The following is a 24504-nucleotide window of genomic DNA, read 5'->3' as shown; positions in this document are numbered from 1 at the left end:
TCCGGGGCGGAACGACCCAGTACATCCACGGTCGGCCTTCCTCGGCGATGACGGGCCCGCAGCCACCCGGCCGTTGGTCCATGATGCTGAGCAACCGCGCACCGTCTTCGCCGGCCGCAGTGATCACCACGTCGTAGTGCTTTCCCAACGGTCTGATCGTCGGCAGGAGTGCCACGGCTCGGAACCTGCGCACGAGCTCGGCCAGCTCGCTCCAGTCCTCTGCCGTCTGCGGCATAGACGTCACGATGCTTTCTCCTCGTCCGGAATCGTCACGGTGCACCAGGTGCAGCAGCCGTCGTCGCTGACCCCCCATCGGTCCGCCACGGCAGCCACGATCCACATGCCCCGGCCACTCTCTTCTTCGGCCCCGGCCTGGCGCGGGCATGGCGGCTTGGGCGAGCCGTCGTCCACTTCGATGCGGATGTGGGCGGTCAGCCGTCGGCAGCGAACACCGATCGTTGGCCCTGCGCCGTAGCGAAACGCGTTCGTGACCAGCTCGGTCAGGACGAGTGACACGTCGCCTTCCATATCGGCGAGGCGCCACTTCGCAAGGTGTTCAGCGGCGATGCGGCGAAGCAGAGCCGGCCAGCGGCGCTGTTCCTCCGACAGGCCTACGCAGTCCTCGGAATCGCGCTCGATACATACATCCCATCCGGTGAGCGAGCCGTCCTGGCCGGCCTCCGCGGCCTCACCGCATCGGACAGCCTCGTCCGGCTCGCTCTGTGCGGTGAAAGTCATGAGCCACGCCTCCGCGATCAGGGCGCACGCAGGCGAACCATCTCCACCCTGGGGGCTGGTTCGGAACAACACGTCCGCTTCAGGCTGGTTCAACTACCGTTGCGCATGTGAGAGTTACTGTGCAAGCGCACCGACAAGAGCAACAGAATTGGCACATGCCCAATCACTAACAGGGCTTGTTCCAGAGGTGGCAGTGGGTGGCACACTCGGGTGCACGACCCACGCCGGTACCGGTCACAGTGCTTGTTGAGCACCAACAGAGACAGGGAGAGGACGGGCAGGTGGCAGCGAAGCGCGGAGCGACGTTCCGGCGCAGAGAGCTTGGCAAGGAGCTGCGAAAGCTCCGTGAGAAGAGAGACCTGACGCTCCAGGAAGTCGCCAAGGAGCTGGGGTTCTCGCACACCAAGCTGGCGCGTGTGGAAATAGGCGAGAACGACCTTCCTCGTGTGGGTGACCTTGAAGCGCTCATCGACTTCCTGGACCCGGTCCTCCCGCGGGAGGACCGGGAGACTCTGCTCCAACTGCACCGTGAGTCCCTGAGCAAGGAGCCGTGGACGCCGTACAAGGCGTTCATGCCGTCGAAGATGCCGACGTACCGCGGCTTGGAGCAGGACGCCACAACGATGCGGGCCTTTCAGCCCAACTTCGCCTTCGGCCTGCTTCAGACCGAGGCCTACGCACGGGCCCTGTACCAGATCGCCAAGCCTGTGGATGAAACCACGACCGAGTACATCGACCAGAACGTCCGGCTCCGACTTGAGCGGAAGGAGCTGATCACCCGCTCCAATGACCCTCTGGAACTACGCGTCATCATGGACGAGACGGCAGTCAGGCGCATGGTCGGCGGCCCGGAGGTCATGGATGAGCAGTTCGAGGAGATCGTCGCGCTCGGCGAACTCGAGAACGTGACCATCCAGGTCCTGCCGCATGATGTCGTGACGTACCGCTCGGAGGGCAACTTCGCGATTCTCGACTTCTCCGAAGCCCTCGACCCAGTCGTGCAGGTCGACATGTGGAACACGATCAGCGTCACGGACGAGCGGCGGGAGGTACAGAGGAACATCCGCCGCTTCGACGCCATGCGTGACAGCGCCCTGCCGCCGGCTCGTACAGCCGGGTTCCTGCAACAACTAGCACGAGAATGGAAGTAGCCATCAATACAAACATCATGGCCCCTGATGTGGCCGAAGAGTCCGCCTGGTTCAAGTCCTCTTACAGCAACGACTCCGGCGGGTCGTGCGTCGAGATTGCGGATCTCACCGCTCAGGTCGGCATCCGCGACTCAAAGGACAAGCAGGGCCCCGCCCTCGTCGTCCCGGCTGGCGCCTGGACCTCCTTCGTGGCCTACGCGTCGGCATGATCGACGGCTTAGCCGCCCCATCATGCGGGGTGGTACCTCCCCAGGAATATTGGGGAGGTACCACCCCGCGCTTCGTTCGCTCTGCCCCAAGGCTCTGACAGCCACCCGCCACCTCCGGCCCGGCCCCGACCAGGGGCCCGCACGGAAGGAAATGACGTCCGGCTCGTTCTCGTCCATGGCCCGGATCCCGCCGCCTCGCTTTTGCGCCCGTGTGAGGGCCGTGATGCCATTGTCCCTCGCAACGCCCAGATCGTCTTGTGGGTTTGACGTGCTCCTCGGTCTAGCCTCGCGCTTTCATGAAGTGAGCTGTCCGACGGGTGATCAGGCAAGCGAAAAGTGCCTCTGACCAGCAAGAATAAGGATTGTCGAGGTCCTTGTTCCTGCCACCGTCGGAGGCACTTCCCAGGTGAAGAAGCGTATCGGGTCCTATCCACGCGTCCGCGTCGAGGGCGGTGGCCACGGGATGGTGTCCCAGGCCGGAGCCGTGGTGCTGGTCGAGGCCGTCCGCAAGGCTGGGCTGGACCAGGCGATATCGACGGCGCTTGCGCCGTGGCGACGGCCGCGGGCGGTGCACGATCCGGGGAAGATACTGCTGGACGTGGCCCTCGCGGTCGCGCTGGGCGGGGACTGCCTCGCGGATGTCGGGATGCTGCGGGCCGAGCCGGCCGTGTTCGGGCCGGTGGCCTCCGACCCGACCGTCTCCCGCCTCGTCGATACCCTTGCCGCGGCTGGGCCGAAGGCCCTTCACGCGATACGGGCCGCGCGGGCCGAAGCCCGCGAGCACGTCTGGAACGTGGCCAAGAACGCGGCCCCGGACGCCGCGGGGCAGGTGATCGTGGACCTGGACGGGGTGCTCGTGCTGGCCCACTCCGAGAAGCAGGACGCCACCGCGACATGGAAGAAGACCTTCGGACACCATCCTCTGATGGCGTTCGTCGATCACGGAAGCGACGGGAGCGGGGAACCGGTGGCCGGCCTGCTCAGGCCAGGCAACGCAGGCAGCAACACCGCCGCCGACCACATCACAACCGCACAACTCGCCCTGGCCCAACTGCCGAAGAAGTACCGGCGCGGACGCCGGACGCTGATCCGTACCGACTCCGCAGGCGGCACCCACGAGTTCGTCGCCTGGCTCGCTCAGCGGGGCAGGTGGCTCTCGTACTCGGTCGGCATGACCATCACCGAGCAGATTCACCAGGCCGTGTTCGCAGAGCCGACCAACTGAAGGACATCGCCAGCAGGTTGGAATCAGCTCATTTCTCCGGGCGGATCATTTCACGGACGTGAAAGTGAGAGATTCCCTTCCGTTTCCCACCGTTTGAGGGTTTCTTGAGCTTGCCGCAGCCAGCCGGTACGTGAATCCCCATTCCGAAGTGACCTGCGTCACTTTCGATTGCGGGTGCATGTCCCGCGGTATTAAGAATGCTGTGTGCACGTCATGTGAGCGCAGACCAGCCAAAGTGACGCGCCTTCGGCTCCCTGACCAGGAGCCGTCTCGCAATATTTCATCGAAACGGGGGGCCGATGAGCCGCGCCATAATGCGTACGGGAATTCCTTTCATTGTCGCCGGAGCAGTACTGCTTTCCGGGGTTGGCGCGGGCGCCGCCGCGGAGGTCGAGGAGCCTCGTCCTGCCGAGGGCGCCGAAATCGTCCTGGACGACGGACGTGTCGTGGGCGCCGGCGACACGATCACCTTCGCCTTCGAGGGTGACGAGGAATCCGAAGCCCTGCCCAAGCCGGGGAAGGGGGAGGCGACCGTGATGGCCTGCCCCGAGGTGAACAACAAGCCAACGTACACCGTCAAGGGGTCGCCGTACTTCATGCCCGACAAGGGCAAGCCCCAGTCGACCTGGCTGCTGCCTCGTCAGACAGTGTCCTGGACCGTGACCGGCACCCACACCTTCACCTGGGACATCGGGGCGAGTGCCGAAGCGGAGGCGGGGGCCATCCTCGCCAAGGCCAAAGTCAGCGTCGATACCAAGATCAGCAACTCGTGGACGTGGACCGGCACTCAGACCGTCACCGACACGAACACCACCTCGAAGGGGTATCGGGCCGTGCTGGGACAGGTCGGCTGGAAGCTGACAGCGGTCAAGACGTGGATCGCTCCGCCCTGTAATGTCAAGAAGAAGACCCTCGTCGTCCTGGCTCCGCGGAAGGGCGACTTGTCGATCGGACGGCAGAACTCATGAGGCACGGGCGGGGATCGGACCGGAGAGTGTGGCTGATTCTGCCGGTTGCCGCCCTGCTCCTTGTGGTGGCGTGCAGTTCGGATGAGGGGGACGGTTCGCCCGCCCTGAGCAAGAGCCCGACGGGGTCCGCACCGGCCGCCACGGCCATTTCCGGCGACGGTGAGGCAAAGGCCGTCCTGGACAAGGCATTCACCACCAGGGAGTCCCTCGGGAGCGGGTCCGGCCGGTTGGCGCCGCAATTCGGCAACACGCATCCCGGTGCCCCCGATGAGGTGCTGAGCGTGACTTTCGCGTTCACTTGCACGGGCGGCGCCAAAGTGAGGCTGAAGGTTGCGGCGGGAGGCGAACAGGGCCAGTCGGCTGCCGGTTCCCAGACGTGTGACGGGTCTATCTTCCAGCGGAGCGTGGACGTGTCCGAAGGTCGCGCTCTCAGTTTCGAGGCGAACGTTACCGGTTCGGAGAACGGCGGCTTTGCCTATGCCTATTATGCCGAGAAGAAGCAACTTCCGCCCGGCTCGTAATACGTGCACGCGAAGCCTTGCGCCGGGTAGGGCCCGGTCGCCTGTCCCGGAGCAGTCCTGATCCGACGACAAGCGACCGGGCCCGGCCCGTCCGGAGGCGGACGTGCCGTCGGCGGCCGTTAGCTAACCTCGCCGTCCCGGTTGAGGTGCGGCTGAGGGTTTGGGTAGAAACGCAAAAGTGCCTTCCTGAGCTGGGACGATGGACCTTGTCTAGGGGTTCTGTCGTCGCCAGAGGAAGGCACTTTCTGCGTGAAGGATATCGGTTCGCGGCCCCGGCTTGTGGTGTCCACTGACGGATCGGGGGTGGTCGGGCACGCCGGAGCACGTTTGCTGGCGGACCTCGCCGAAGCGACCGGGCTGACGGCGGCGTATTCCACCGTGCTCCGGCCGCTTCGGCCGCGCGGCACCGGCCATGACCCAGGCCGGATCGCCACCGATCTCGCAGTGATGCTCGCCGACTGCGGCGAGGCGATCGCGGATCTGGCCGTTCTGCGGGACCAGCGCGAGGTGTTCGGCCCGGTGGCCTCCACGCCGACGGCTTGGCGGCTGCCGGCCGCCGTCGACGAACGCATACTGGACCGCCTGCGGTCGGCCCGCGCCGCAGCCCGGGAGGTGGCCTGGCTGCAGGCCGCCGAGACCCGCACCGCGATACCCGCAGTGAAGGCCGGCGGACGCGAACTGCCCGGCCTGGTCCTGGACCTCGACGCCACGCTGGTCACCTGCCACTCCGAGAAAGACCAGGCCGCACCCACCTACAAAGGCGGCTTCGGGTTCCACCCCCTGCTGTGTTTCCTGGCCAACACCGGCGAGGCGATGTCCGGGCTGCTGCGGCCTGGCAACGCCGGAGCCAACACCGCCGCCGATCACATCACCGTGCTCGACCAGGCCCTCGCGCAGATCCCCGACGCCCACCGGCACGGCACCGACATCCTGGTCCGCACCGACAGCGCGGGCAGCGCGAAGGCGTTCCTCACACATCTCCGCGCCTTGCGCGACAACGGCCTTCACCTGCGTTTCTCGGTCGGATACGCGGTCACCGCACCCGTCCGCCGCGCGATCCGCGCCCTGCCCGAACAGGTCTGGCATCCCGCTCTGGACGCCGACGGGACCCTGCGTGAGTCCGCCGAGGTCGCCGAGCTGACCGGCATGGTCGACCTGAACGGCTACCCGGCCGGCACCCGCATCATCGTGCGCCGCGAACGCCCGCACCCCGGCGCCCAGCTCTCCTTGTTCGACAGTGACGAGGGCCTGCGGCACCAGGTCTTCCTCACCGACACCCCGTACTCCGGCGGCGGCTCGGCCCAGTTCCTGGAGGTCCGCCACCGTGGACACGCCACCGTCGAGGACCACATCCGGTGCGGCAAGACCACCGGCTTCGGCCGCTTCCCCTCCCGCCTGTTCTCCGTCAACGCCGCCTGGCTCGAACTCAGCCTCGCGGCCATCGACCTTCTGGCCTGGACCCGCGTCCTGCTGCTGGACGGCGAACTCGCGGCTGCCGAACCCAAGAAACTCCGCTACCGAATCCTGCACGTCGCTGCCCGGATCACCCGCGGCGGCCGTCGCCTCCACCTGCGGATCGCAGCAACCTGGCCCTGGCGACACCAACTCGCCGCCGCCTTCCACCGCCTGGCCGCACTACCCCGCCCCGCCAACTGACCAGCCGCCCCGGCCACCTACGACAAGAAAGACCTTGGAGAACCCGACCAACGCGCCGGGTCCCCACCATGCCCACCGCCCGATACCGCCTCGATCGACCCCACAGCGTCACCTCGTCACCCCAAGCGAAACAGCGAGGCTAGCGGCCGAAGATTCCCGCCACCGTCTGGTGACCGTCTGCGGGGCTTCCTGCTTCAACGCGCTGCGCCGGGACTGTCGTCCTGGTCTTACCTGCGCTCGGCGAGGCGTTTAGCCTGTCCGCCCGTCCGGCCGCCAGGATGTTCTTGGATGCATTGTCGTCGCGGTCGTGGACAGCCCCACACTCCTTGCACATCCATTCGCGGACATGCAGGGGCTTGGGCCCGTCGTTGGCGCCGCAGGCGGAGCACACCTGGGAGGTCGGCTCGAAGCGGCCGATCTTGCCGAAGTGTCGGCCGTGCTTGGCCGCCTTGTACTCCAGGATGTTCACGAATGTGGACCATCCGGCGTCGTGCACGGACTTCGCCAGCCGGGTGCGACCGAGGACGGACACCGCGAGGTCCTCCACATACACCGCTTGATTGTCGCCGATGATGCGTGCCTTGTGGTGCCAGTCCCGACGCCGATCGGCCACTCGGGCATGCTGCCGCGCGACCTTGATGCGGGCCTTGGCCCGGTTCTTCGATCCCTTGGCCGTGCGGGAAAGGTCCTTCTGCAACCGCTTGAGCTTCTTCTCGGCGCGGCGCAGGAACTTCGGGGAGGAGATCTTCGTGCCGTCGGACAGGACGGCGAATATGGACAGGCCGAGGTCGATGCCGACTTCCGTGTCCGACGAGGGGAGGATGTCCGGCTCGGTCTCGACGACGAAACTCATGAAGTAGCGGCCGGACGAGTCCAACGTGACGGTCAGGGAAGTGGGCGCGGTCGGCAGGGGTCGCGACCACTTCACCTTGATGGTGCCGACCTTGGCCACATACACGGTGCCGTCGTCGTGAAGACGGAAGGCATTGGCGTTCAGCCGAATCGACTGCCGAGTGTCCTTCTTCGACTTGTACCGGGGCGGGGAGACCTTCGGCCCCTTGCGCCGGCCCTTGACCGTGTCAAAAAAGTGCTTGTAAGCGGTGTCCAGGTCCCGCAAGGACTGTTGCAGCACGACCGCCGAGACATCTGCCAGCCAGGCGCGTTACTCCGTTCGCTTGGCCTGGGTGATACGAAGGCGGGAGAGTTCGGCCGACGTCACATACGGCAGCCCGGCGGAATGCGCTTCCTTCCGGTCGCGCAGGCAGTCGTTCCACACCACGCGAGCACAGCCGAACGCGCGGGCCGGCGCGGTGCGCTGAGGGACATCCGGATACACACGGTAGTTGTAGCAGAGCTGCATGCAATCAACCGTATGTGGTCTCGGGGGTCCGAGGGTCGGGATTCGGCTCACCGGCCAGATGATTTCGGCTATGCGCCTTCAATTGGTCTTCAGGTGACCAGACACCGGCACGGGGTGTTCACCGGCGAGACAGTGACACTGCGAGGGCACTCCCACGTACCTTCGTACGTTGCACGGGGCGGAGACGCCGTCCCGTCCGCCATGCACCAGGAGGCACCCCGAGATGCCGGTCCCCCAGCCCACCGCCGAGGAGCGCGCCGAGGAGATCCTCGCCGTCTTCGACACCGCCTTCGGCGAGCTCCTGGCCGCCGATCCGGCCGCCTTCCGGGTCAAGTTCCGCAAGATGGCGGCGTCGGCGTTCGCCTTCTACCGGGGCACGGCCTGCCTCTTCTACAAGGACCTCGAGCGGGAGCAGCACGCCGGCCCCTACCTGGACGAGCGGACGGGCCGGGTGTGGATCCACGGCGATCTCCACGCGGAGAACTTCGGCACGTACATGGACGCGGGCGGCCGGCTGGTCTTCAACGTCAACGACTTCGACGAGGCATACGTGGGCCCGTTCACCTGGGACCTCAAGCGGCTGGCCGCCTCTCTCGCCCTGATCGGCTACACCAAGGCGCTCAGTGACGAGCGGATCACCGAGCTGGTGCGGATCTGCGCGGCCGCCTACCGCGAGCGCATCCACGCGCTGGCGACCGGCGCCAAGGACGACGACGTGCCGCCCTTCACCCTGGACACGGCGGACGGACCGCTGCTCGGGGCGCTGCGTATGGCGCGCTCGCTGACCCGGTTCTCGCTGCTGGACTCGATGACGGAGATCCGCGACTTCGAGCGCCGGTTCGCCTCCGGCGGCGGCGCGATCGACCTGGACGCGGCCACCCGGTACAAGGTGCTGGCCGCCTTCGACGGCTATCTGGAGACGCTGCCGGAATCCAGCCTGGCCCGCCCGGACTCGTACCGGGTCAAGGACGTCGTGGGCCGGCGGGGTATCGGCATCGGCTCGGCCGGCCTGCCGTCGTACAACATCCTTCTGGAGGGCAACAGCGACGCTCTGGAGAACGACGTCGTGATCTACATGAAGCAGGCGCAGACCCCCGCGGTCTCCCGGCACATCTCCGACCCGCGGGTGCGCGGCTACTTCCAGCACGAGGGACACCGCACGGTGATCTCGCAGCGCGCCCTCCAGGACCACGCCGACCCGTGGCTCGGCTGGACCGAGCTGAACGGCTCCGGTCAGCTGGTCGCCGAGGTCTCCCCGTACGCGGTGGATCTGGACTGGTCCGACATCGACGAGCTGGACGAGATCGCGGCCGTCGTCGCCGACCTCGGCCGGGCCACGGCGACCATGCACGCCGCCGCCGACGACGAGAACGGCCACTCGCTGGTGCCGTTCTCCACCGAGCGGGCCATCGACGCGGCGATCGCCGCCGACGAGACGGGCTTCGGCGAACTGCTCGTGGAGTTCGCGCACGGCTACGGGGCCAGGGCGCGGGCGGACCACCAGATCTTCGTGGACCTGTTCCGCAACGGCCGGATCCCGGGCCTGTAGGGCCTCGGGTCTCGGCCTGCACCCCTTTAAGAGGCTCTTAAGAAACACCTGGCACACTCGATGGCGATGGACATGTCCGGGACGCGGCTCAGGGGGCTGCGGGCAGCGATCTTCACGGCACTGGTCGTGACGCTGTCCGCCGCCTCCCATGTGCTGCTGTCCGGGGCCCCGCTGCCGCTGACCACCGTCGCCGCCCTCACCGCCGCCGTGTTCGCCGTGGCCTTCGCGCTGTCGGGCAAGGAACGCGGGTTCTGGCGCATCGCCGGGCTGCTGATCCCGCTGGAGCTGGCCGCGGACACGGTCTTCACCACGGGCCAGCACGTCTGCTACGGCCCCTCCGGCGGTCCGGTCTCCGGTTCGCTGCGCGCGGTCGGTCTCGACGTACTCTGCGGCGGTGGCGAGGTCGGCGCGGCGCTGCCGGGTACGGCGCTGCCCGCCGACGATCAGGGGCTCGCCGCCGTGCTGCGCACCGCCGACCCGGCTCAGCCCTGGCTGCTGCTGGCCGCTCATGTCGGTGTCGGTCTGCTCGCCGCGGCCTGGCTGTGGCGCGGCGAGTCCGCGGTGGCCCGGCTGCTGCGGGCGGTGGGCGCGTTCGCCTTCCGGCCGATGCTGCTGGCCGTCGCCGCCACGCACGCCCCCGGCCCCGGGCGCCGCGCGCCGCGCCCGCAGCCGTACGCGCCCCGCCCCGCGCGTACCCGGCCGCCGGTGCACTCCGTGGGACGGAGGGGACCACCGCGTTCCGTCGCGCTCTGCGCCTGAACCGGAATCCCCTTCCCTCGCACATCCCTTATGTGCGCCCCACACGGAGTGAATGATCATGAGCAAGCGCAACAGCCAGGCGAACAAGGCGGCGGCCCGCGAGCGGCTGCGCCAGGAGCGCGAACGCCAGGCGAAGAAGGACAAGATCCGCCGGCAGCTGACGGTCGCGGGTTCGGCTGTCGTCGTGCTGGCCATCGCCGGCGGCATAGGTTACGGCGTCATGCAGGCCAACAAGCCCACCGAGTGGGAGGCGGCCAAGGACAAGGCTCTGGTGAAGCCCGCCAACTCCGGCAAGGACGGGACGACCATCAGCCTCGGCAAGGGCAAGACCGTCGATGTCTACGAGGACCTGCGGTGCCCGGCGTGCGCGGCGTTCGAGCAGACCAGCGGCGAGAAACTGAAGAAGGCCGCCGAGGACGGAAAGCTCACGCTCCGGGTGCACCTCGGCGCCATCATCGACGGCAACATGGGTGGCAGCGGCTCCAAGAACGCCATCAGCGCGCTCGGCGCAGCCCTGAACGTCAGCCCGGAGGCGTTCGCCGACTACCACGGGCTCCTGTACTCCGCGAAGCACCACCCCGCCGAGACCGAGGACAAGTTCGCCGACGACTCGTATCTCCTCGACGTCGCGAACAACGTCGAGGCCCTGAAGGGCAACGAGAAGTTCAGCGAGGCCGTCGACAAGGGCACCTACGACAAGTGGGCGCTGACGATGATCGACGAGTTCAACGATGCGGGGGTCAAGGGCACCCCGACCATCCGCATCGACGGCAAGGACGTCGACCAGAGCGCCCTTCCCGCGGAGCTGCAGAAGCTCGGGGTCGAGTAGCGGCCGGCTGCAACTGAGCGGCTTTCGTGGCGGGGCACCGTGCGGGCGGTGCCCCGCCCGGGGCGTTCACGGGCGGCTCCGGGCCCCTCGGGTCCCGCCTGACCGCTCAGCGCGCGGCTACGGAGCAGTTGCCCGGCTGCCGGTCGACAGGCGGCCGGGCAGTGCCCGGCCACCGGTCGGCAGGCGGTCGGCGGGGCCGGCTCCGGTGGACCGTGCGGAAAGGGCGGGCGAACTTTCTCCGTTCGCCCGCCCTTTCGACGTACTGATCAGTAGTGTGATCGGCCGTGACCAGTCGATCTTCCTCAACTCCCAGTCGCCGCACGGTCGTCAAGGCCGCTGCCGCCACCGCCGTCGCCGCACCCGTCCTCGCGGCCGCCGCCTCCCCCGCCGCAGCCGCGGACCGGGCTCCCGCCTTCCTCCACGGCATCGCGTCCGGTGACCCGCTGCCCGACGGTGTCCTGCTGTGGACCCGTGTCACTCCGAGCCCCGAGGCGCTGCCGGGCTCCGGTCTCGGCGCCGGGACGGAGGTGGTCTGGGAGGTCGCCGAGGACAAGGACTTCGCCCGGACGGTGGCCCGCGGCACCACCACCTCGACGGCCGCCGCCGACCACACCGTGAAGGTCGACGTCCGCGGGCTGCGCCCGGCCACTTCCTACTGGTACCGCTTCACCGCGGGCCCCACCGTCTCGCCGGCCGGGCGCACCCGCACCGCACCCGCCGTCGACGCGGCCACGCCCGGTGTGCGGTTCGGCGTGGTGTCCTGCGCCAACTGGGAGGCCGGCTGGTTCTCCGCGTACCGCCACCTGGCCGCGCGGGGCGACCTCGACGCCGTCCTGCATCTCGGCGACTACATATACGAGTACGCCACCGGCGGCTATCCGGCCGAGCAGTACGGCGTACGGCAGCACGAGCCGAGACACGAGATCGTGACGCTCGCCGACTACCGGCTGCGGCACGCCACCTACAAGACCGACCCGGACCTGCGGGCGCTGCACGCCGCGCACCCGCTGATCGCGATATGGGACGACCACGAGCTGGCCAACGACGCGTGGGCGGGCGGCGCGGAGAACCACACGCCCGGCACCGAGGGCGAGTGGGCGGCCCGCGTCGCGGCGGCCAAGCAGGCGTACTTCGAGTGGATGCCGGTCCGCGCGTCCACGGAGGGCACGGTCTACCGCCGGCTGCGCTTCGGCAAGCTGGCCGATCTGCATCTGCTGGATCTGCGGTCGTTCCGCTCGCAGCAGTCGAGCGTCGGCAGCGGCGACGTGGACGATCCGGAGCGCACGCTCACCGGCAGGGCCCAACTGGACTGGCTGAAGGCGGGACTCGCGGCCTCCGACGCCTCCTGGAAGCTGGTCGGGACCTCGGTGATGATCTCGCCGGTCGCCTTCGGTTCCCTTCCCGCGTATCTGCTGGAGCCGATAGCCGAGCTGATGGGGCTCCCCAAGGAGGGGCTGGCGGTCAACGTCGACCAGTGGGACGGCTACACGGACGATCGCAAGGAGCTGCTGACGCATCTGACGCAGCGCGGCATCCGCAACACCGTCTTCCTCACCGGCGACATCCACATGTCGTGGGCGAACGACGTCCCGGTCAGGGCGGCGACCTACCCCCTCTCCCGCCCGGCGGCGACGGAGTTCGTGGTGACCTCGGTGAGCTCCGACAACCTGGACGACCTCCTCCATGTCGCCCCGGGCACCGTCTCCCTGGTCGCGTCGGCCGCGGTACGTGCCGCCAACCGGCATGTGAAGTGGGTGGACATGGACGCCCACGGCTACGGCGTCCTGGACGTGACCGCCGAGCGCTCCCAGATGGACTACTACACGATCTCCGACCGGACGCGGCAGGACGCGACGTCGTCGTGGTCGCGGTCCTACCGGACCCTCAGCGGAACGCAGAGGGTCGAGCGAGTGAACCAGCCCGTGCGCTAGGACCATTTTCGGCCATACGGTGGCATGTCAGTAGAAGATCACACGGCTACGACGGGTGGCGTGTTCCGCACCAATGCGGACACGTCACCCGTCGTCGTCACTGGATTCGTTGTGTGCGGACCTCAGCCCCCGGACACGGCCAAAGTCTCTCTCCCCGATGTCTCCCATCACGTGTGGACGATTGGGCTTGAACGATCCTCATCGAGATCTGACATGCACCCGCAATCTCCCCGCGGTGGCCAAGAAGGGCCCAACCTTCCGCGAGACGACGCGATGCGCGCGTTCGTCCGCATATCTCCCCGACCGCACCACCGTGCAATCGGTACGGCGATCATGGCCGGAACCCTGGCCCTCGCCCCGTTCCCCGCCCCCGGCGGCGTCACCTCCCCCAAGCCGCTGCCCCGGCCACCGCCCGGCCGGCTCAGAGCGTCTCGAGGAACCCGAGGGCCGCACGCCACGTCTGCTCGGCAGACGGCTCGTCATAGTCCGGCAGATCCGGGTCGGTGAACAGGTGCCCGGCCCCGGGATACCGGTGGACCTCCACATCGGCGCCCGCCCGCTGCATCTGCAGGTACCAGGTGTTCAGCCAGTCCTCGGTCTCGAAGGGATCGGGGCTGGCCACATGCAGCTGTACGGGCAGGCCGTCCACGCTCGCTCCCTCCGCGATGTCGGAGGTCCCGTGCAGAAGCAGCAGCCCCCGCGCCTTCTCGTCCCCGAGCGCCAGGTTCTGCGCGAGCGCCCCGCCGAGCGAGAACCCCGCGTACACCAGCCCCTGGTCGGAGTAGGGGGCGGCAGCTTGGATCGCCCGCCGCAGCAGCTCCTCCGTACCGATGCGCTCCTTGAGCTCCCGTCCCTCCTCGACCGATTCGGCGGTTTGTCCTTCGAACAGGTCGGGCACGCGAACCTCGTGCCCGGCGGCACGCAGCCGTTCCGCGGCCGCGTGGACCGCCGGGCGCCGACCGAAGGCCGAGTGGAAAAGGATGATGTCCATCCGGATATCCTGCCAGCCACCTTCGCCACCGGGAGTCAGGGAGACATGGAGAACGTACTGCGGCCGCTGGCCGTCATCGGCGGAGCCGTTGTGCTGGCACTGGCGCTCGGCTGGGCAGTCGACCGGCTGCTGCGCCGCATCGATGAACGCCACCCGGAGACGCCGCTCTGGGGCATGCTCCGCAGATGCCGTCTGCCGTTCCAGATCGTGCTTCTCGGGGCAGTGCTGCGAGGGGTGTACGACGAGACGCGCTGGTCGCTCGTCGAACGGCACGAAGCGGGCATCGGCCATGTGCTGTCGCTGGTCCTGATCGGCGCGAGCGCCTGGCTGGTGACGCGGATCGTCTCCGCCGTCGTCGAGTCGTCGTACACCCGCTACGCCGCCTCCAACCAGGACGCCGCGCGGGTCCGCCGGGTACGGACCCAGATCACGCTGATCATGCGCATCGTGACGGCGATCGTCGGGGTGGTGGCGGTCGCGGCGATGCTGCTGACGTTCCCGGCCATGGAGAAGTTCGGCGCCTCGATGCTGGCCTCCGCGGGCATCATCGGCATCGTGGCCGGTGTCGCCGCCCAGTCCACTCTCGGCAATCTCTTCGCCGGCTTCCAGATCGCCTTCGGCGACATGGTGCGGATCGGCGACACCGTGGTCGTCGACGGCGAGTGGGGTGTGATCGAGGAGGTCACACTCACGTTCCTCGCGGTGCGGACCTGGGACGAGCGCCGCATCACCATGCCTGTGTCGTACTTCACCAGCAAGCCGTTCGAGAACTGGTCGCGCGGCGGCGCCCAGATGACCGGCACGGTCTTCTTCCAACTGGACCACTCGGCGCCGATCGCCCTGATGCGCGAGCAGCTCCAGGAGATCCTGCACGACTGCAAGTCCTGGGACGGCAGGGACTGGAGCCTGGCCGTGACGGACACCACGCCCAGCACGATCGAGGTGCGGGCGGTCATGACCGCGAAGGACGCCAACGACATCTGGACGGCGCGGTGCGCGGTGCGTGAGCAGATGATCACCTGGCTGAGCGAGAAGCACCCCTATGCACTGCCGCGGATCTCGACGGCCGCGGCGTCGCTGCCGCCTGCGGGCCAGTGGCCGAAGCAGGCGGCACCGCCGCGGGCGGAGGAGATCCACAGCAACAACGCGGGCGACTACGTCCCGGACGTGGACGAGACCCTCCGGACCCGCCGCGGCTGACCTGCCTGCGTCGGGGGATCCGCCCCCGGCGGCCCCCCGCGCCTCGACCGCCGGGGGCCCGCACCTCCGCCCTTCTCGTCGGGGCTCCGCCCCGAGCCCTGCGCCTCGATCGCCGGCGGGGCTCGAATTGCCCGGCACACCGGCCCGGCCGGCGTGTGCAGCCACCGCGCGGAGCGCGGCCCGCCGGCAGGCACGGGCGAAGCGCGTCTCCGGACCCGGGCGGAGCCCGGCTCGCCCCGGCACGGGATCGGGGGCGAAGCCCGGCCGACCGGCCCCAGCGGGCACAGGATCCGGGGCGCAGCCCCGAAATGCGCCGCGCGCAACGCGCTACCGGACCCGGGCGGAGCCCGGTTTCGGGAAGGGGCGGGGAGGGTAACAGCCCGCCGCAGGCGACCGGGGCGACCGGGGCGACCGGGGCGACCGGGGCGACCGGGGCGACCGGGGCGACCGGGGCGACCGGGGCGACCGGGGCGACCGGGGCGACCAGGGCGACCAGGGCGACCAGGGCGACCAGGGCGACCAGGGCGACCAGGGCGACCAGGTTGCGGTCAGGACGCCGCGAGCACCCGCCGCATCGCCAGATGCGGAATGCCGGCGTCCAAGAACTCCGCCCCGTACGCCTCGTACCCCAGCCGCTCGTAGAAGCCCAGCGCATGTGTCTGCGCGTGCAGCTCGACCACCGCGAGACCCCGCCGGCGTGCCGCGTCCTCGAGCGCCCGGACCAGTGCCGCGCCCACTCCGAGCCCGCGCGCCGCCCCTCTCACCGCGAGTCGGCCGAGCGCGCCGACCGTGAGGTCGCCGCCGGTCTTCCCGATCGCCGACGCTCCGTGCAGCAGTCGGCCGGTGCCGAGCGCGAGACCGTCGGCGCCCACCGCGAGGACATGGACCGTGTCCGCGTCCTTGGCGTCGTAGACGTCGTACTCGATGTCCTCCGGCACCTGCTGCTCCGCGACGAAGACGTCCTTGCGGACCGCGAAGCACGCCTCCCGGTCGGCGGCACCGGCCGCGACCCGCACGGTGTACGCCACCGGTCGCACCGTCATGCGCTCTCCGCCTCGATCCGGTCCAGCGCCTGCTGGAGGTCGTCCGGGTAGGTGCTCTCGAACTCCACCCACCGGCCGTCCGACGGGTGCTCGAAACCGAGACGGACCGCGTGCAGCCACTGCCGGGTCAGGCCGAGCCGCTTGGCGATCGTCGGGTCCGCACCGTAGGTCAGATCCCCTACACAGGGGTGGCGGTGCGCCGACATGTGCACCCGGATCTGATGGGTACGGCCGGTCTCCAGCTTGATGTCGAGCAGCGACGCGGCGCGGAACGCCTCGATCAGGTCGTAGTGCGTCACCGACGGCTTGCCCTCCGCCGTGACCGCCCACTTGTAGTCGAGGCTCGGGTGGCGGCCGATGGGCGCGTCGATGGTGCCGCTCATCGGGTCGGGATGGCCCTGCACCAACGCGTGGTAGCGCTTGTCGACCACCCGGTCACGGAACTGCTGCTTCAGCAGGGTGTACGCACGCTCCGACTTGGCGACGACCATCAGCCCGGACGTGCCGACGTCCAGACGGTGCACGATGCCCTGGCGCTCGGAGGCGCCCGACGTGGAGATGCGGTACCCGGCGGCGGCGAGTCCGCCGATGACGGTGGTACCGGTCCAGCCCGGGCTCGGATGCGCGGCCACGCCGACCGGCTTGGCGATCACCACGATGTCGTCGTCGTCGTGGACGATCTCCATACCCTCGACCGGCTCCGCCACGATCTGCACCGGCGCGGGTGCCTGCGGCATCTCGACTTCGAGCCAGGCACCGCCGTGCACCCGCTCCGACTTGCCGACCACCGAGCCGTCGACCTGCACCTTTCCGGCAGCGGCCAACTCGGCCGCCTTCGTGCGGGAAAACCCGAACATCCGGGAGATGGCGGCGTCCACGCGCTCGCCCTCCAGGCCGTCGGGTACGGGCAGGGTGCGGACCTCGGGAATCGTACTCACCCGTCGAGTATGCCTTGTCAGTCCTTGTGGACTGTCCCGTCGGGGTCCAGACCCTTGAAGGAGAGCAGCACGATAAGGACGCCGCCGCACACGATCGCGGAGTCGGCCAGGTTGAACACGGCGAAGTGCGCGGGCGCGATGAAGTCCACGACCGCGCCCTCGAAGACGCCGGGCGACCGGAAGATCCGGTCGGTCAGATTGCCGAGCGCCCCGCCCAGCAGCAGACCGAGGGCGACCGCCCAGGGACCGCTGTAGAGCTTGCGCGCCAGACGCACGATCACGACGATCACGGTCGCCGCGATGAAGGTGAAGATGACGGTGAATGCCTCACCCATGCCGAACGCGGCGCCCGGGTTGCGTACCGCCTCGAACTTCAGCCAGTCGCCGATGATCTCGATCGGCTCGTGGTGCTCCAGCTTGGCCACCACGAGCAGCTTGCTGCCGAGGTCGAGCAGATAGGCGACGAGCGCCACCGCGAACAGCACGGCGATCTTGCGCTTGCCCTTCGGCGGCTCGGCGGGCGCCGCAGCCTCGTCGTCAACATCTGGCGTACCGATGACGCGCTCCGCCTCTGCCACGTGAGTCCCTCAACCTAGGTTCCTGACTGAGGACGAGGGTACGGCACACCCTCGCCGGTCAGCCCCTGCGTTCCTGCTTCTGCTTGCACTCGACACAGAGGGTGGCTCGGGGGAACGCCTGCATCCTTGCCTTGCCGATCGGCTTGCCGCAGCTCTCGCAGAGGCCGTACGTCCCAGTGTCGAGCCGCTGCAGCGCACGCTCGGTCTGCTCCAGCATTTCGCGGCCGTTCGCCGCCAGCGCCATCTCGTGCTCGCGCGTGATGTTCTTTGCGCCGGTGTCGGCCTCGTCGTCCCCGGCGCCGTCGCCGGAGTCACGCATCAGCCCCGCGAGGGCCGCCTCGGAAGAGGTGATCTCAGCGTTCAGCCGCGCCGCCTCGCCCTCGAGCCCGGCGCGCGCCTCGTCGACCTCCTCCTGGGTCCACGGATCCTCACCGGGCCGTACCGCCAGCTCACCCGGCGGCGTCGTGGCCGCCGTACGCGTGGGCACCGCCACCGCACTCCCGCCTGCGCCTGATGCCCTACCCGCGGTCTTCTTCGCTGCCACCGTCCTGGCTCCTGTCTGCTCGGCGGCCTCGGCCGCCTCCTCGGCCGCGGGCGCGGCCTTCTTCGCGGCGGCCGCCTTGTCGACGGCCTCCTTGGTGACCGGCCCGGGTGCCACATCGGCATCCGCACCGGCCTTCTTCGCGGCCCTGCGGGCCGTGGTCCTGCCTGCCACGCGACCGGACGGCTCCCCGGCCGCCGCGGCGGCCGTGCCTCCGGTCCGGGAGCCGGTCCTCCCGGCGGAATCCTCGACCGTGGTCTCCGTGCCGGCCGTCCCTTCGGCACCGTCGGCCGCCGCCCCATGGGCCGCACTCCTGCCGGCGCTCGCCTTCCGGGAGGCCGTGGCCCCGGTCTTCGCCGTGGTCTTCGTGGCCGTGCCCTTCGTGGCCGTGCTCTTCGTGGCCGGGCTCTTCTTCTCCGTCGTCTTCTTCGCCGTGCCCTTCGTGGCCGGGCTCTTCTTCTCCGTCGTCTTCTTCGCCGTGCCCTTCGTGGCCGGGCTCTTCTTCGCCGGGCTCTTTTCGGCGGCCGTGGTCTTCTCTGCGGCCGTGGTCCGCTCGGCGGCGTCCGGCTTCTCGGCTGTCGACTTCTTCGCCACGGTCTTCTGTGGCGTGGTCTCCTTGGGCGCCGTCCTCACGGCCCTGCTCTCCTTGGCCGCCGCCCCACCGGCCGACGCCCTCTTCCCCGCTCCCTTGGCCGCGGTCTTCTTCGCCGCTCCCTTGGCCGCCGTCTTCTTCGCCGCTCCCTTGGCCGCCGTCTTCTTCGCCGCTCCCGCGCTTCCCGTCTTCGCCGCTGCCGCGCCTCCTGCCGTCTTCTTCGCGGCCCGCCCGCCGACGGTCGCCGCCGAGGCGGTCGCCGACCTGGACGCGGGCTTCCCGGGCGGGGTCGTCCTCCCGGAGGGCTCATGGGAGGTGGGCGTCCCCGATTCCGCCCCCGCGGCGGCGGAACGCGCTGACGCCGTCCTGTCGGCGGTCTTCTTCGCCACCATGGCCGCGGCCCCTTCACATATTGTGATCTTGCTCGCGAATCGTTCTGGGACGATAAATCGACACCAGCCCCGCGGCAACGGGGCACGCCGCCGCTTCCGCCCGTCCCGCGCCGCGAGAAGCCAAGCCTGCATCCGTTGTGCCCAGCTCCCCGCCCGGTAATCCGCCCGGCACGACGTGCCGTGGCCCGTCGGCACCCGGGTGGCCATTCGGGTCAACCGCGCCACCGCCGAAATGCGGTCGGCCGGTCCGCGCAGGGGCCCGTACACTGGGCGCAGCGAAAGGCGTGGATGGGGACGAGTAGCGTCGTATGCAGCCATGAGCGACCCGGGGACGGTGAGAGCCCGGGGGCCAGCGCGGCGTGAAGCATCACCCCGGAGCCGCCGGAAGAAAGCCGCGGAGCCTCCCGCGGCCGGTAGAACCGGCTTCGCGACCCCAATGAGGGGGCGGTGACCTTGTGCACCGCCAAGGAGGGTGGTACCGCGGGAGCCGGCCGCACAGCATCGGCGCTCTCGTCCCTCCGACGGAAGAGAAGCTGTCCGCCGGAGGAGTTCGTACATGACACCCCCCCAGTACCGTCAGGTGCCGGCCCAGGTCGATCTGCCCGCGCTCGAGCACGCCGTGCTCGACTTCTGGCGCGAGAGCAAGATCTTCACCAAGAGCCTCGAGCAGTCCGAGGGCCGCCCCGAGTGGGTGTTCTACGAGGGCCCGCCCACGGCGAACGGCATGCCCGGCGCCCACCACATCGAGGCCCGCGTCTTCAAGGACGTCTTCCCCCGCTTCCGCACCATGCGCGGCTACCACGTGGGCCGCAAGGCCGGCTGGGACTGCCACGGCCTGCCGGTCGAGCTGGCCGTCGAGAAGGAGCTCGGCTTCTCCGGCAAGAAGGACATCGAGGCGTACGGCATCGCCGAGTTCAACACCAAGTGCCGTGAGTCGGTGACCCGGCACACGGACGCGTTCGCCGAGCTGACGACCCGCATGGGCTACTGGGTCGACCTCGACGACGCGTACCGCACCATGGACCCGGACTACGTCCAGTCGGTGTGGTGGTCCCTGAAGGAGATCTTCAACAAGGGCCTGCTGGTCCAGGACCACCGCGTCGCCCCCTGGTGCCCGCGCTGCGGCACCGGCCTGTCCGACCACGAGCTGGCGCAGGGCTACGAGACGGTCGTCGACCCCTCCGTCTTCGTGCGCTTCCCGCTGACCTCCGGCCCCCTCGCGGGCGAGGCCGCACTGCTGGTGTGGACGACGACGCCGTGGACGCTGGTCTCCAACACGGCGGTCGCCGCGCACCCCGACGTCACGTACGTCGTGGCGACGAACGGCGAGGAGAAGCTGGTCGTCGCCGAGCCGCTGCTGGAGAAGGCGCTCGGCGAGGGCTGGGAGACCACCGGGGAGACCTTCACGGGCGCGGAGATGGAGCGCTGGACCTACCAGCGTCCCTTCGAGCTCGTCGAGTTCCCGGGCGCCGGCGAGGCAACCGGCGACAGCGGTCCGTCCCCGGCCCATTTCGTCGTCAACGCCGACTACGTGACGACCGAGGACGGTACGGGTCTGGTCCACCAGTCCCCCGCCTTCGGTGAGGACGACCTCAAGGTCTGCCGCGCCTACGGCCTGCCGGTGGTCAACCCGGTCCGCCCGGACGGCACCTTCGAGGAGGACGTGCCACTGGTCGGCGGCGTCTTCTTCAAGAAGGCCGACGAGGCGCTGACGGCGGACCTCCAGACGCGCGGTCTGCTCTTCAGGCACATCCCGTACGAGCACAGCTACCCGCACTGCTGGCGCTGCCACACGGCCCTGCTCTACTACGCGCAGCCGTCGTGGTACATCCGCACCACCGCCATCAAGGACCGGCTGCTCGCGGAGAACGAGGCGACCAACTGGTTCCCCGACTCGGTGAAGCAGGGCCGGTTCGGCGACTGGCTGAACAACAACATCGACTGGGCGCTGTCCCGCAACCGCTACTGGGGCACGCCGCTGCCGATCTGGCGCTGCGAGGACGACCACCTGACCTGCGTCGGCTCGCTCGCCGAACTGTCGCAGCTGACGGGCACCGACCAGTCGGGCCTCGACCCGCACCGTCCGTACATCGACGAAGTCACCTTCGACTGCCCGCACGAGGGCTGCGGGCACGTCGCGGCGCGCGTGCCGGAGGTCATCGACGCCTGGTACGACTCGGGTTCGATGCCGTTCGCGCAGTGGGGCTACCCGTACAAGAACAAGGAGATCTTCGAGAAGCGCTACCCGGCGCAGTTCATCTCGGAGGCGATCGACCAGACCCGCGGCTGGTTCTACACGCTGATGGCCGTCGGCACGCTGGTCTTCGACAAGTCGTCGTACGAGAACGTGGTCTGCCTCGGCCACATCCTCGCCGAGGACGGCCGCAAGATGTCCAAGCACCTGGGCAACATCCTGCAGCCGATCCCGTTGATGGACCAGCACGGCGCGGACGCGGTCCGCTGGTTCATGGCGGCCGGCGGGTCGCCGTGGGCGGCACGGCGCGTGGGTCACGGCACGATCCAGGAGGTCGTGCGCAAGACCCTCCTGACGTACTGGAACACGGTGGCCTTCCAGGCCCTGTACGCCCGTACCTCGGGCTGGTCCCCCTCCGCCGCGGACCCCGCCCCGGCCGAGCGCACGGTCCTGGACCGCTGGCTGCTCTCCGAGCTGCACGCTCTGGTCGACCAGGTCACGCAGGCCATGGAGGCGTACGACACCCAGCGCGCCGGCAAGCTGCTCTCCGCTTTCGTCGACGACCTGTCGAACTGGTACGTGCGCCGCTCGCGCCGCCGGTTCTGGCAGGGCGACGCCGCGGCGCTGCGCACCCTGCACGACGTGGTGGAGACGGTCACCCGGCTGATGGCGCCGCTGACCCCGTTCATCACCGAGCGGGTCTGGCAGGACCTGGTCGTGCCGGTGACGCCGGACGCGCCGGAGTCGGTGCACCTGTCCTCGTGGCCGACCGCCGACCTGGACACGATCGACCCGACACTGTCGTCCCGGATGGCGCTGGTGCGCCGCCTGGTCGAGCTCGGCCGTGCGACGCGTGCCGAGTCGGGGGTCAAGACCCGCCAGCCGCTCTCCCGGGCGCTGGTCGCCGCGACCGGCTTCTCCTCGCTTTCCGAGGAGCTCCGGGCGCAGATCACGGAGGAACTGAACGTCTCCTCCCTGGCGTCCCTGTCGGAGGTCGGCGGCTCGCTGGTGGACACCACGGCCAAGGCCAACTTCCGGGCCCTCGGGAAGCGCTTCGGCAAGGGCGTCCAGGACGTCGCCAAGGCCGTGGCGGCCGCGGACGCCGCCGCGCTCTCCCTGGCCCTGCGCTCCGGCGAGGCGTCGGTGCAGGTCGACGGCGAGACGGTGACCCTCTCCCCGGAGGAGGTCATCATCACGGAGACCCCGCGGGAAGGCTGGTCGGTTGCCTCCGACTCGGGTGCGACGGTCGCCCTCGACCTGGAGATCACGCCGGAACTGCGGCGGGCGGGGCTGGCACGTGACGCGATCCGCCTCATCCAGGAGGCGCGCAAGAACAGCGGACTGGACGTAGCCGACCGCATCGCGCTGCGCTGGTCCTCCGAGGACCCCGAGGTCACCTCGGCCCTGTCGGAGCACGCGTCGCTGATCGCGGACGAGGTGCTGGCGACGGACTTCGCGGGCGGGGTCGCGGATGCGGACGCGTCGTACGGAGTCCCGTTCACGGACGAGGGACTGTCACTGACGTTCCGCCTGCGCAAGGCGTAGCGCTCAAAAGCGTGTCGGGCCCGGCCACGATGTCGATGCCGTTGGGGATCACGATGTCGGCCGGGCCCGCGTCGTTTCCCCGGGACCGCTGCGCGGGGCTTGTCCCCCGCCCCGCCCCGAACCGGGGCTCTGCCCCCGGCCCCCCGCCTCGATCTTCCCTACGTCTGGCGACCGTGGGCGCGGGGGTACCTCCCACGCCCCCAGGCGTAGGGGCGGTACCCCCGGCGAGGCGGATTTCGCGGAGCGAGATCCAGCCCGCCCGGCGATTGAGGGCACGGCCGAAGGCCGTACGGGGCCCGGGGCCTGCCCCGTTTCGGGAAGGGGTGGGGTGGCGTGGGGCCGGGGTGGGGAACAGCACGTTGCAGGCGCACCCGCCCACGCCTGCTCACCCGCACAAAAGGCCGGGCCCGGGACGTGTGGAACGTCCCGGGCCCGGCCCCGCTGTCTGCCGACGGCTAGGCGCGCTGCGCGCGCTGCGCGGTCAGTTGTCGTCCTCGTCGATCAGGAAGCCCCGCATAGGCGACGGCGCCTGCTGCATCGGCTGCGGCCGCACCGGTGACATCGGCTGGGTCATCGCCGGCGACATCTGCTGCTGGCCGCCGTAGGACGGTCCGGACGGCGAGGGGCCGCCGTGGCCGCCCATCGACTGGTTGCCGTAGGACGGAGCGCTCGCGCCGGCCGGTGCCATGGAAGGCGCCGGGGACGGCGGCAGCGACGCGGCCGCCGGGCTGCGCGGCGGGGCCAGGGAGTCGTCCGACTGGGTCTCCAGCTGACGCAGCTGGCTCTCCAGGTAGGACTTCAGCCGGGTCCGGTACTCGCGCTCGAAGCCCCGCAGGTCCTCGACCTTGCGCTCCAGCGTGGCGCGGGCGGACTCGAGGGAGCCCATCGCGACGCGGTGCTTCTCCTGGGCGTCCCGCTCGAGGGCGTCGGCCTTGGCGCGGGCGTCCCGCTCCAGGCCCTCGGCGCGCGAACGCGCCTCACCGACGATCTTGTTGGCCTCGGAACGGGCCTCCGCGATCGCCTGGTCCGCGGTCTGCTGGGCAAGCGACAGGACGCGCGCGGCGCTGTCACCACCGGGTCCTTGCCCCATCGGGCCGGGGCCCTGCGGGCCGCCGTGACCGCCCATGGGGCCGCCCATCGGGCCACCCATGGGTCCGCCCTGCATCTGGCCGCCGGGGCCCATCTGGCCGCCGTGGCCCTGCTGACCGCCGTGGCTGGGACCGGCCGGCAGCTGGGGAGCACCACCGGGCAGCTGGGGGGGACCCATCTGCGGGGGCTGCTGCTGGACCGGGGGTCCGGATATGGCGGCGGGCACCGGAGCGCCCGGTCCTCCCGGACCGCGGCCGTCCTGTGGCTCCGGAGGTTTACGCATTCCCTGCTGTTGCTGCTGTTGCTGCTGCTGATTCTGTGCGGCCGCACGGGTCGCCGCGGCCAGCTTCGCGCGCAGGTCCTCGTTCTCACGGAGCAGACGGGTCAGCTCGGACTCGACCTCGTCGAGGAAGGCATCGACCTCGTCCTCGTCATAGCCTTCTCGGAGGCGGACGGTCGTGAACTGCTTGTTCCGCACGTCCTCGGGAGTCAGCGGCATCTCTTC

19 protein-coding genes and 2 pseudogenes are annotated in these 24504 nt (G+C 69.6%); 13 read left to right on the top strand and 8 right to left on the bottom strand.

Going from position 1 to position 24504, the window contains the following annotated elements; translation table 11 throughout:
* Positions 1-240: 240 nt before the first annotated feature.
* Complete coding sequence (locus AB0903_RS24285) at positions 241-738, bottom strand: ATP-binding protein (protein WP_366706088.1); 498 nt, start codon at positions 736-738, stop codon at positions 241-243.
* A 281-nt stretch (positions 739-1019) separates the two neighbouring features.
* Between AB0903_RS24285 and AB0903_RS24280 the strand changes: the two genes are divergently transcribed.
* From AB0903_RS24280 to AB0903_RS24255, 6 genes and pseudogenes are all read left to right on the top strand, one after another.
* A complete protein-coding gene (locus tag AB0903_RS24280) occupies positions 1020-1889 on the top strand; it encodes a helix-turn-helix transcriptional regulator (RefSeq protein WP_366706086.1) in 870 nt (289 codons plus the stop codon).
* Positions 1890-1906: 17 nt separating this feature from the next.
* On the top strand, positions 1907-2098 hold the full coding sequence (locus AB0903_RS24275; protein WP_366706084.1) for a DUF397 domain-containing protein: 192 nt from the start codon (positions 1907-1909) through the stop codon (positions 2096-2098).
* 406 nt (positions 2099-2504) lie between these two features.
* Positions 2505-3296, top strand: a pseudogene (locus AB0903_RS24270) (transposase); the annotation flags it as partial.
* A 326-nt stretch (positions 3297-3622) separates the two neighbouring features.
* Complete coding sequence (locus AB0903_RS24265) at positions 3623-4291, top strand: hypothetical protein (RefSeq protein WP_366706082.1); 669 nt, start codon at positions 3623-3625, stop codon at positions 4289-4291.
* 26 nt (positions 4292-4317) lie between these two features.
* Positions 4318-4812 carry a hypothetical protein gene (locus AB0903_RS24260; protein WP_366706080.1) on the top strand — a complete coding sequence of 165 codons (495 nt, stop codon included), beginning with the start codon at positions 4318-4320 and terminating at the stop codon, positions 4810-4812.
* A 249-nt stretch (positions 4813-5061) separates the two neighbouring features.
* The gene (locus AB0903_RS24255; RefSeq protein WP_366706078.1) at positions 5062-6468 is read left to right on the top strand and encodes an IS1380 family transposase; all 1407 of its coding nucleotides are present in this window, start codon (positions 5062-5064) and stop codon (positions 6466-6468) included.
* A gap of 139 nt (positions 6469-6607) precedes the next feature.
* Here AB0903_RS24255 and AB0903_RS24250 read toward each other — a convergent pair.
* Positions 6608-7828 (bottom strand): annotated as a pseudogene (locus AB0903_RS24250) (RNA-guided endonuclease TnpB family protein).
* Between the two features lie 223 nt (positions 7829-8051).
* Between AB0903_RS24250 and AB0903_RS24245 the strand changes: the two are divergent.
* The 4 genes from AB0903_RS24245 to AB0903_RS24230 all read left to right on the top strand — a co-directional run bounded on the left by AB0903_RS24245 (position 8052) and on the right by AB0903_RS24230 (position 12896).
* The gene (locus AB0903_RS24245) at positions 8052-9377 is read left to right on the top strand and encodes a DUF2252 domain-containing protein (RefSeq protein WP_366706076.1); all 1326 of its coding nucleotides are present in this window, start codon (positions 8052-8054) and stop codon (positions 9375-9377) included.
* 66 nt (positions 9378-9443) lie between these two features.
* Positions 9444-10136 (top strand): hypothetical protein, encoded by a 693-nt coding sequence (locus AB0903_RS24240; protein WP_366706074.1) that lies wholly within the window; start codon positions 9444-9446, stop codon positions 10134-10136.
* A gap of 58 nt (positions 10137-10194) precedes the next feature.
* A complete protein-coding gene (locus AB0903_RS24235; RefSeq protein WP_366706072.1) occupies positions 10195-10965 on the top strand; it encodes a thioredoxin domain-containing protein in 771 nt (256 codons plus the stop codon).
* A gap of 284 nt (positions 10966-11249) precedes the next feature.
* Positions 11250-12896, top strand: coding sequence for an alkaline phosphatase D family protein (locus AB0903_RS24230; protein WP_366706070.1), 1647 nt, complete (start codon positions 11250-11252; stop codon positions 12894-12896).
* A 421-nt stretch (positions 12897-13317) separates the two neighbouring features.
* Here AB0903_RS24230 and AB0903_RS24225 read toward each other — a convergent pair whose 3' ends face one another.
* Positions 13318-13887: a dienelactone hydrolase family protein gene (locus tag AB0903_RS24225; protein WP_366706068.1), complete on the bottom strand. Its 570-nt coding sequence runs from the start codon at positions 13885-13887 to the stop codon at positions 13318-13320.
* 45 nt (positions 13888-13932) lie between these two features.
* Between AB0903_RS24225 and AB0903_RS24220 the strand changes: the two genes are divergently transcribed.
* Positions 13933-15087, top strand: a complete 1155-nt coding sequence (locus tag AB0903_RS24220; protein ID WP_366706066.1) for a mechanosensitive ion channel domain-containing protein — start codon at positions 13933-13935, stop codon at positions 15085-15087.
* A 548-nt stretch (positions 15088-15635) separates the two neighbouring features.
* Here AB0903_RS24220 and AB0903_RS24215 read toward each other — a convergent pair.
* Genes AB0903_RS24215 through AB0903_RS24200 form a run of 4 tightly spaced genes read right to left on the bottom strand, consistent with a single transcriptional unit; the run spans position 15636 to position 18361 of the window.
* Positions 15636-16130 carry a GNAT family N-acetyltransferase gene (locus tag AB0903_RS24215; protein ID WP_366706064.1) on the bottom strand — a complete coding sequence of 165 codons (495 nt, stop codon included), beginning with the start codon at positions 16128-16130 and terminating at the stop codon, positions 15636-15638.
* A complete protein-coding gene (locus AB0903_RS24210) occupies positions 16127-17068 on the bottom strand; it encodes an RluA family pseudouridine synthase (RefSeq protein WP_366706062.1) in 942 nt (313 codons plus the stop codon). Before AB0903_RS24210 ends, AB0903_RS24215 begins: the two co-directional genes overlap by 4 nt.
* Before the next feature lie 17 nt (positions 17069-17085).
* A complete protein-coding gene (gene lspA / locus AB0903_RS24205; protein ID WP_366706060.1) occupies positions 17086-17646 on the bottom strand; it encodes a signal peptidase II in 561 nt (186 codons plus the stop codon).
* Between the two features lie 58 nt (positions 17647-17704).
* A complete protein-coding gene (locus AB0903_RS24200) occupies positions 17705-18361 on the bottom strand; it encodes a TraR/DksA C4-type zinc finger protein (protein ID WP_366706058.1) in 657 nt (218 codons plus the stop codon).
* A gap of 88 nt (positions 18362-18449) precedes the next feature.
* On the opposite strand from AB0903_RS24200, the gene AB0903_RS24195 reads away from it, so the two are divergent.
* Positions 18450-19331 carry a hypothetical protein gene (locus AB0903_RS24195; RefSeq protein WP_366706056.1) on the top strand — a complete coding sequence of 294 codons (882 nt, stop codon included), beginning with the start codon at positions 18450-18452 and terminating at the stop codon, positions 19329-19331.
* Positions 19332-19727: 396 nt separating this feature from the next.
* Positions 19728-22910, top strand: a complete 3183-nt coding sequence (gene ileS, locus AB0903_RS24190; protein WP_366706054.1) for an isoleucine--tRNA ligase — start codon at positions 19728-19730, stop codon at positions 22908-22910.
* Between the two features lie 481 nt (positions 22911-23391).
* Here the strand turns inward: ileS and AB0903_RS24185 are convergent, their stop codons facing one another.
* Complete coding sequence (locus AB0903_RS24185) at positions 23392-24498, bottom strand: DivIVA domain-containing protein (protein ID WP_366706052.1); 1107 nt, start codon at positions 24496-24498, stop codon at positions 23392-23394.
* Between the last annotated feature and the right edge of the window lie 6 nt (positions 24499-24504).

Source organism: Streptomyces sp. NPDC048389 (assembly GCF_040706335.1).
Taxonomy (GTDB): Bacteria; Actinomycetota; Actinomycetes; order Streptomycetales; family Streptomycetaceae; genus Streptomyces.
Note: the sequence above shows the minus strand (reverse complement) of the source record. Positions and strands in the feature narration are given on the sequence as shown.

Excerpts from the sequence above, each read along its gene's own strand:
- AB0903_RS24285 (WP_366706088.1), bottom strand. The coding sequence starts at position 738 with ATGACTTTCACCGCACAGAGCGAGCCGGACGAGGCTGTCCGATGCGGT.
- AB0903_RS24275 (WP_366706084.1), top strand. The coding sequence starts at position 1,907 with ATGGCCCCTGATGTGGCCGAAGAGTCCGCCTGGTTCAAGTCCTCTTAC.
- AB0903_RS24265 (WP_366706082.1), top strand. The coding sequence starts at position 3,623 with ATGAGCCGCGCCATAATGCGTACGGGAATTCCTTTCATTGTCGCCGGA.
- AB0903_RS24245 (WP_366706076.1), top strand. The coding sequence starts at position 8,052 with ATGCCGGTCCCCCAGCCCACCGCCGAGGAGCGCGCCGAGGAGATCCTC.
- AB0903_RS24240 (WP_366706074.1), top strand. The coding sequence starts at position 9,444 with ATGGACATGTCCGGGACGCGGCTCAGGGGGCTGCGGGCAGCGATCTTC.
- AB0903_RS24235 (WP_366706072.1), top strand. The coding sequence starts at position 10,195 with ATGAGCAAGCGCAACAGCCAGGCGAACAAGGCGGCGGCCCGCGAGCGG.
- AB0903_RS24225 (WP_366706068.1), bottom strand. The coding sequence starts at position 13,887 with ATGGACATCATCCTTTTCCACTCGGCCTTCGGTCGGCGCCCGGCGGTC.
- AB0903_RS24220 (WP_366706066.1), top strand. The coding sequence starts at position 13,933 with ATGGAGAACGTACTGCGGCCGCTGGCCGTCATCGGCGGAGCCGTTGTG.
- AB0903_RS24215 (WP_366706064.1), bottom strand. The coding sequence starts at position 16,130 with ATGACGGTGCGACCGGTGGCGTACACCGTGCGGGTCGCGGCCGGTGCC.
- ileS (WP_366706054.1), top strand. The coding sequence starts at position 19,728 with ATGACACCCCCCCAGTACCGTCAGGTGCCGGCCCAGGTCGATCTGCCC.
- AB0903_RS24185 (WP_366706052.1), bottom strand. The coding sequence starts at position 24,498 with ATGCCGCTGACTCCCGAGGACGTGCGGAACAAGCAGTTCACGACCGTC.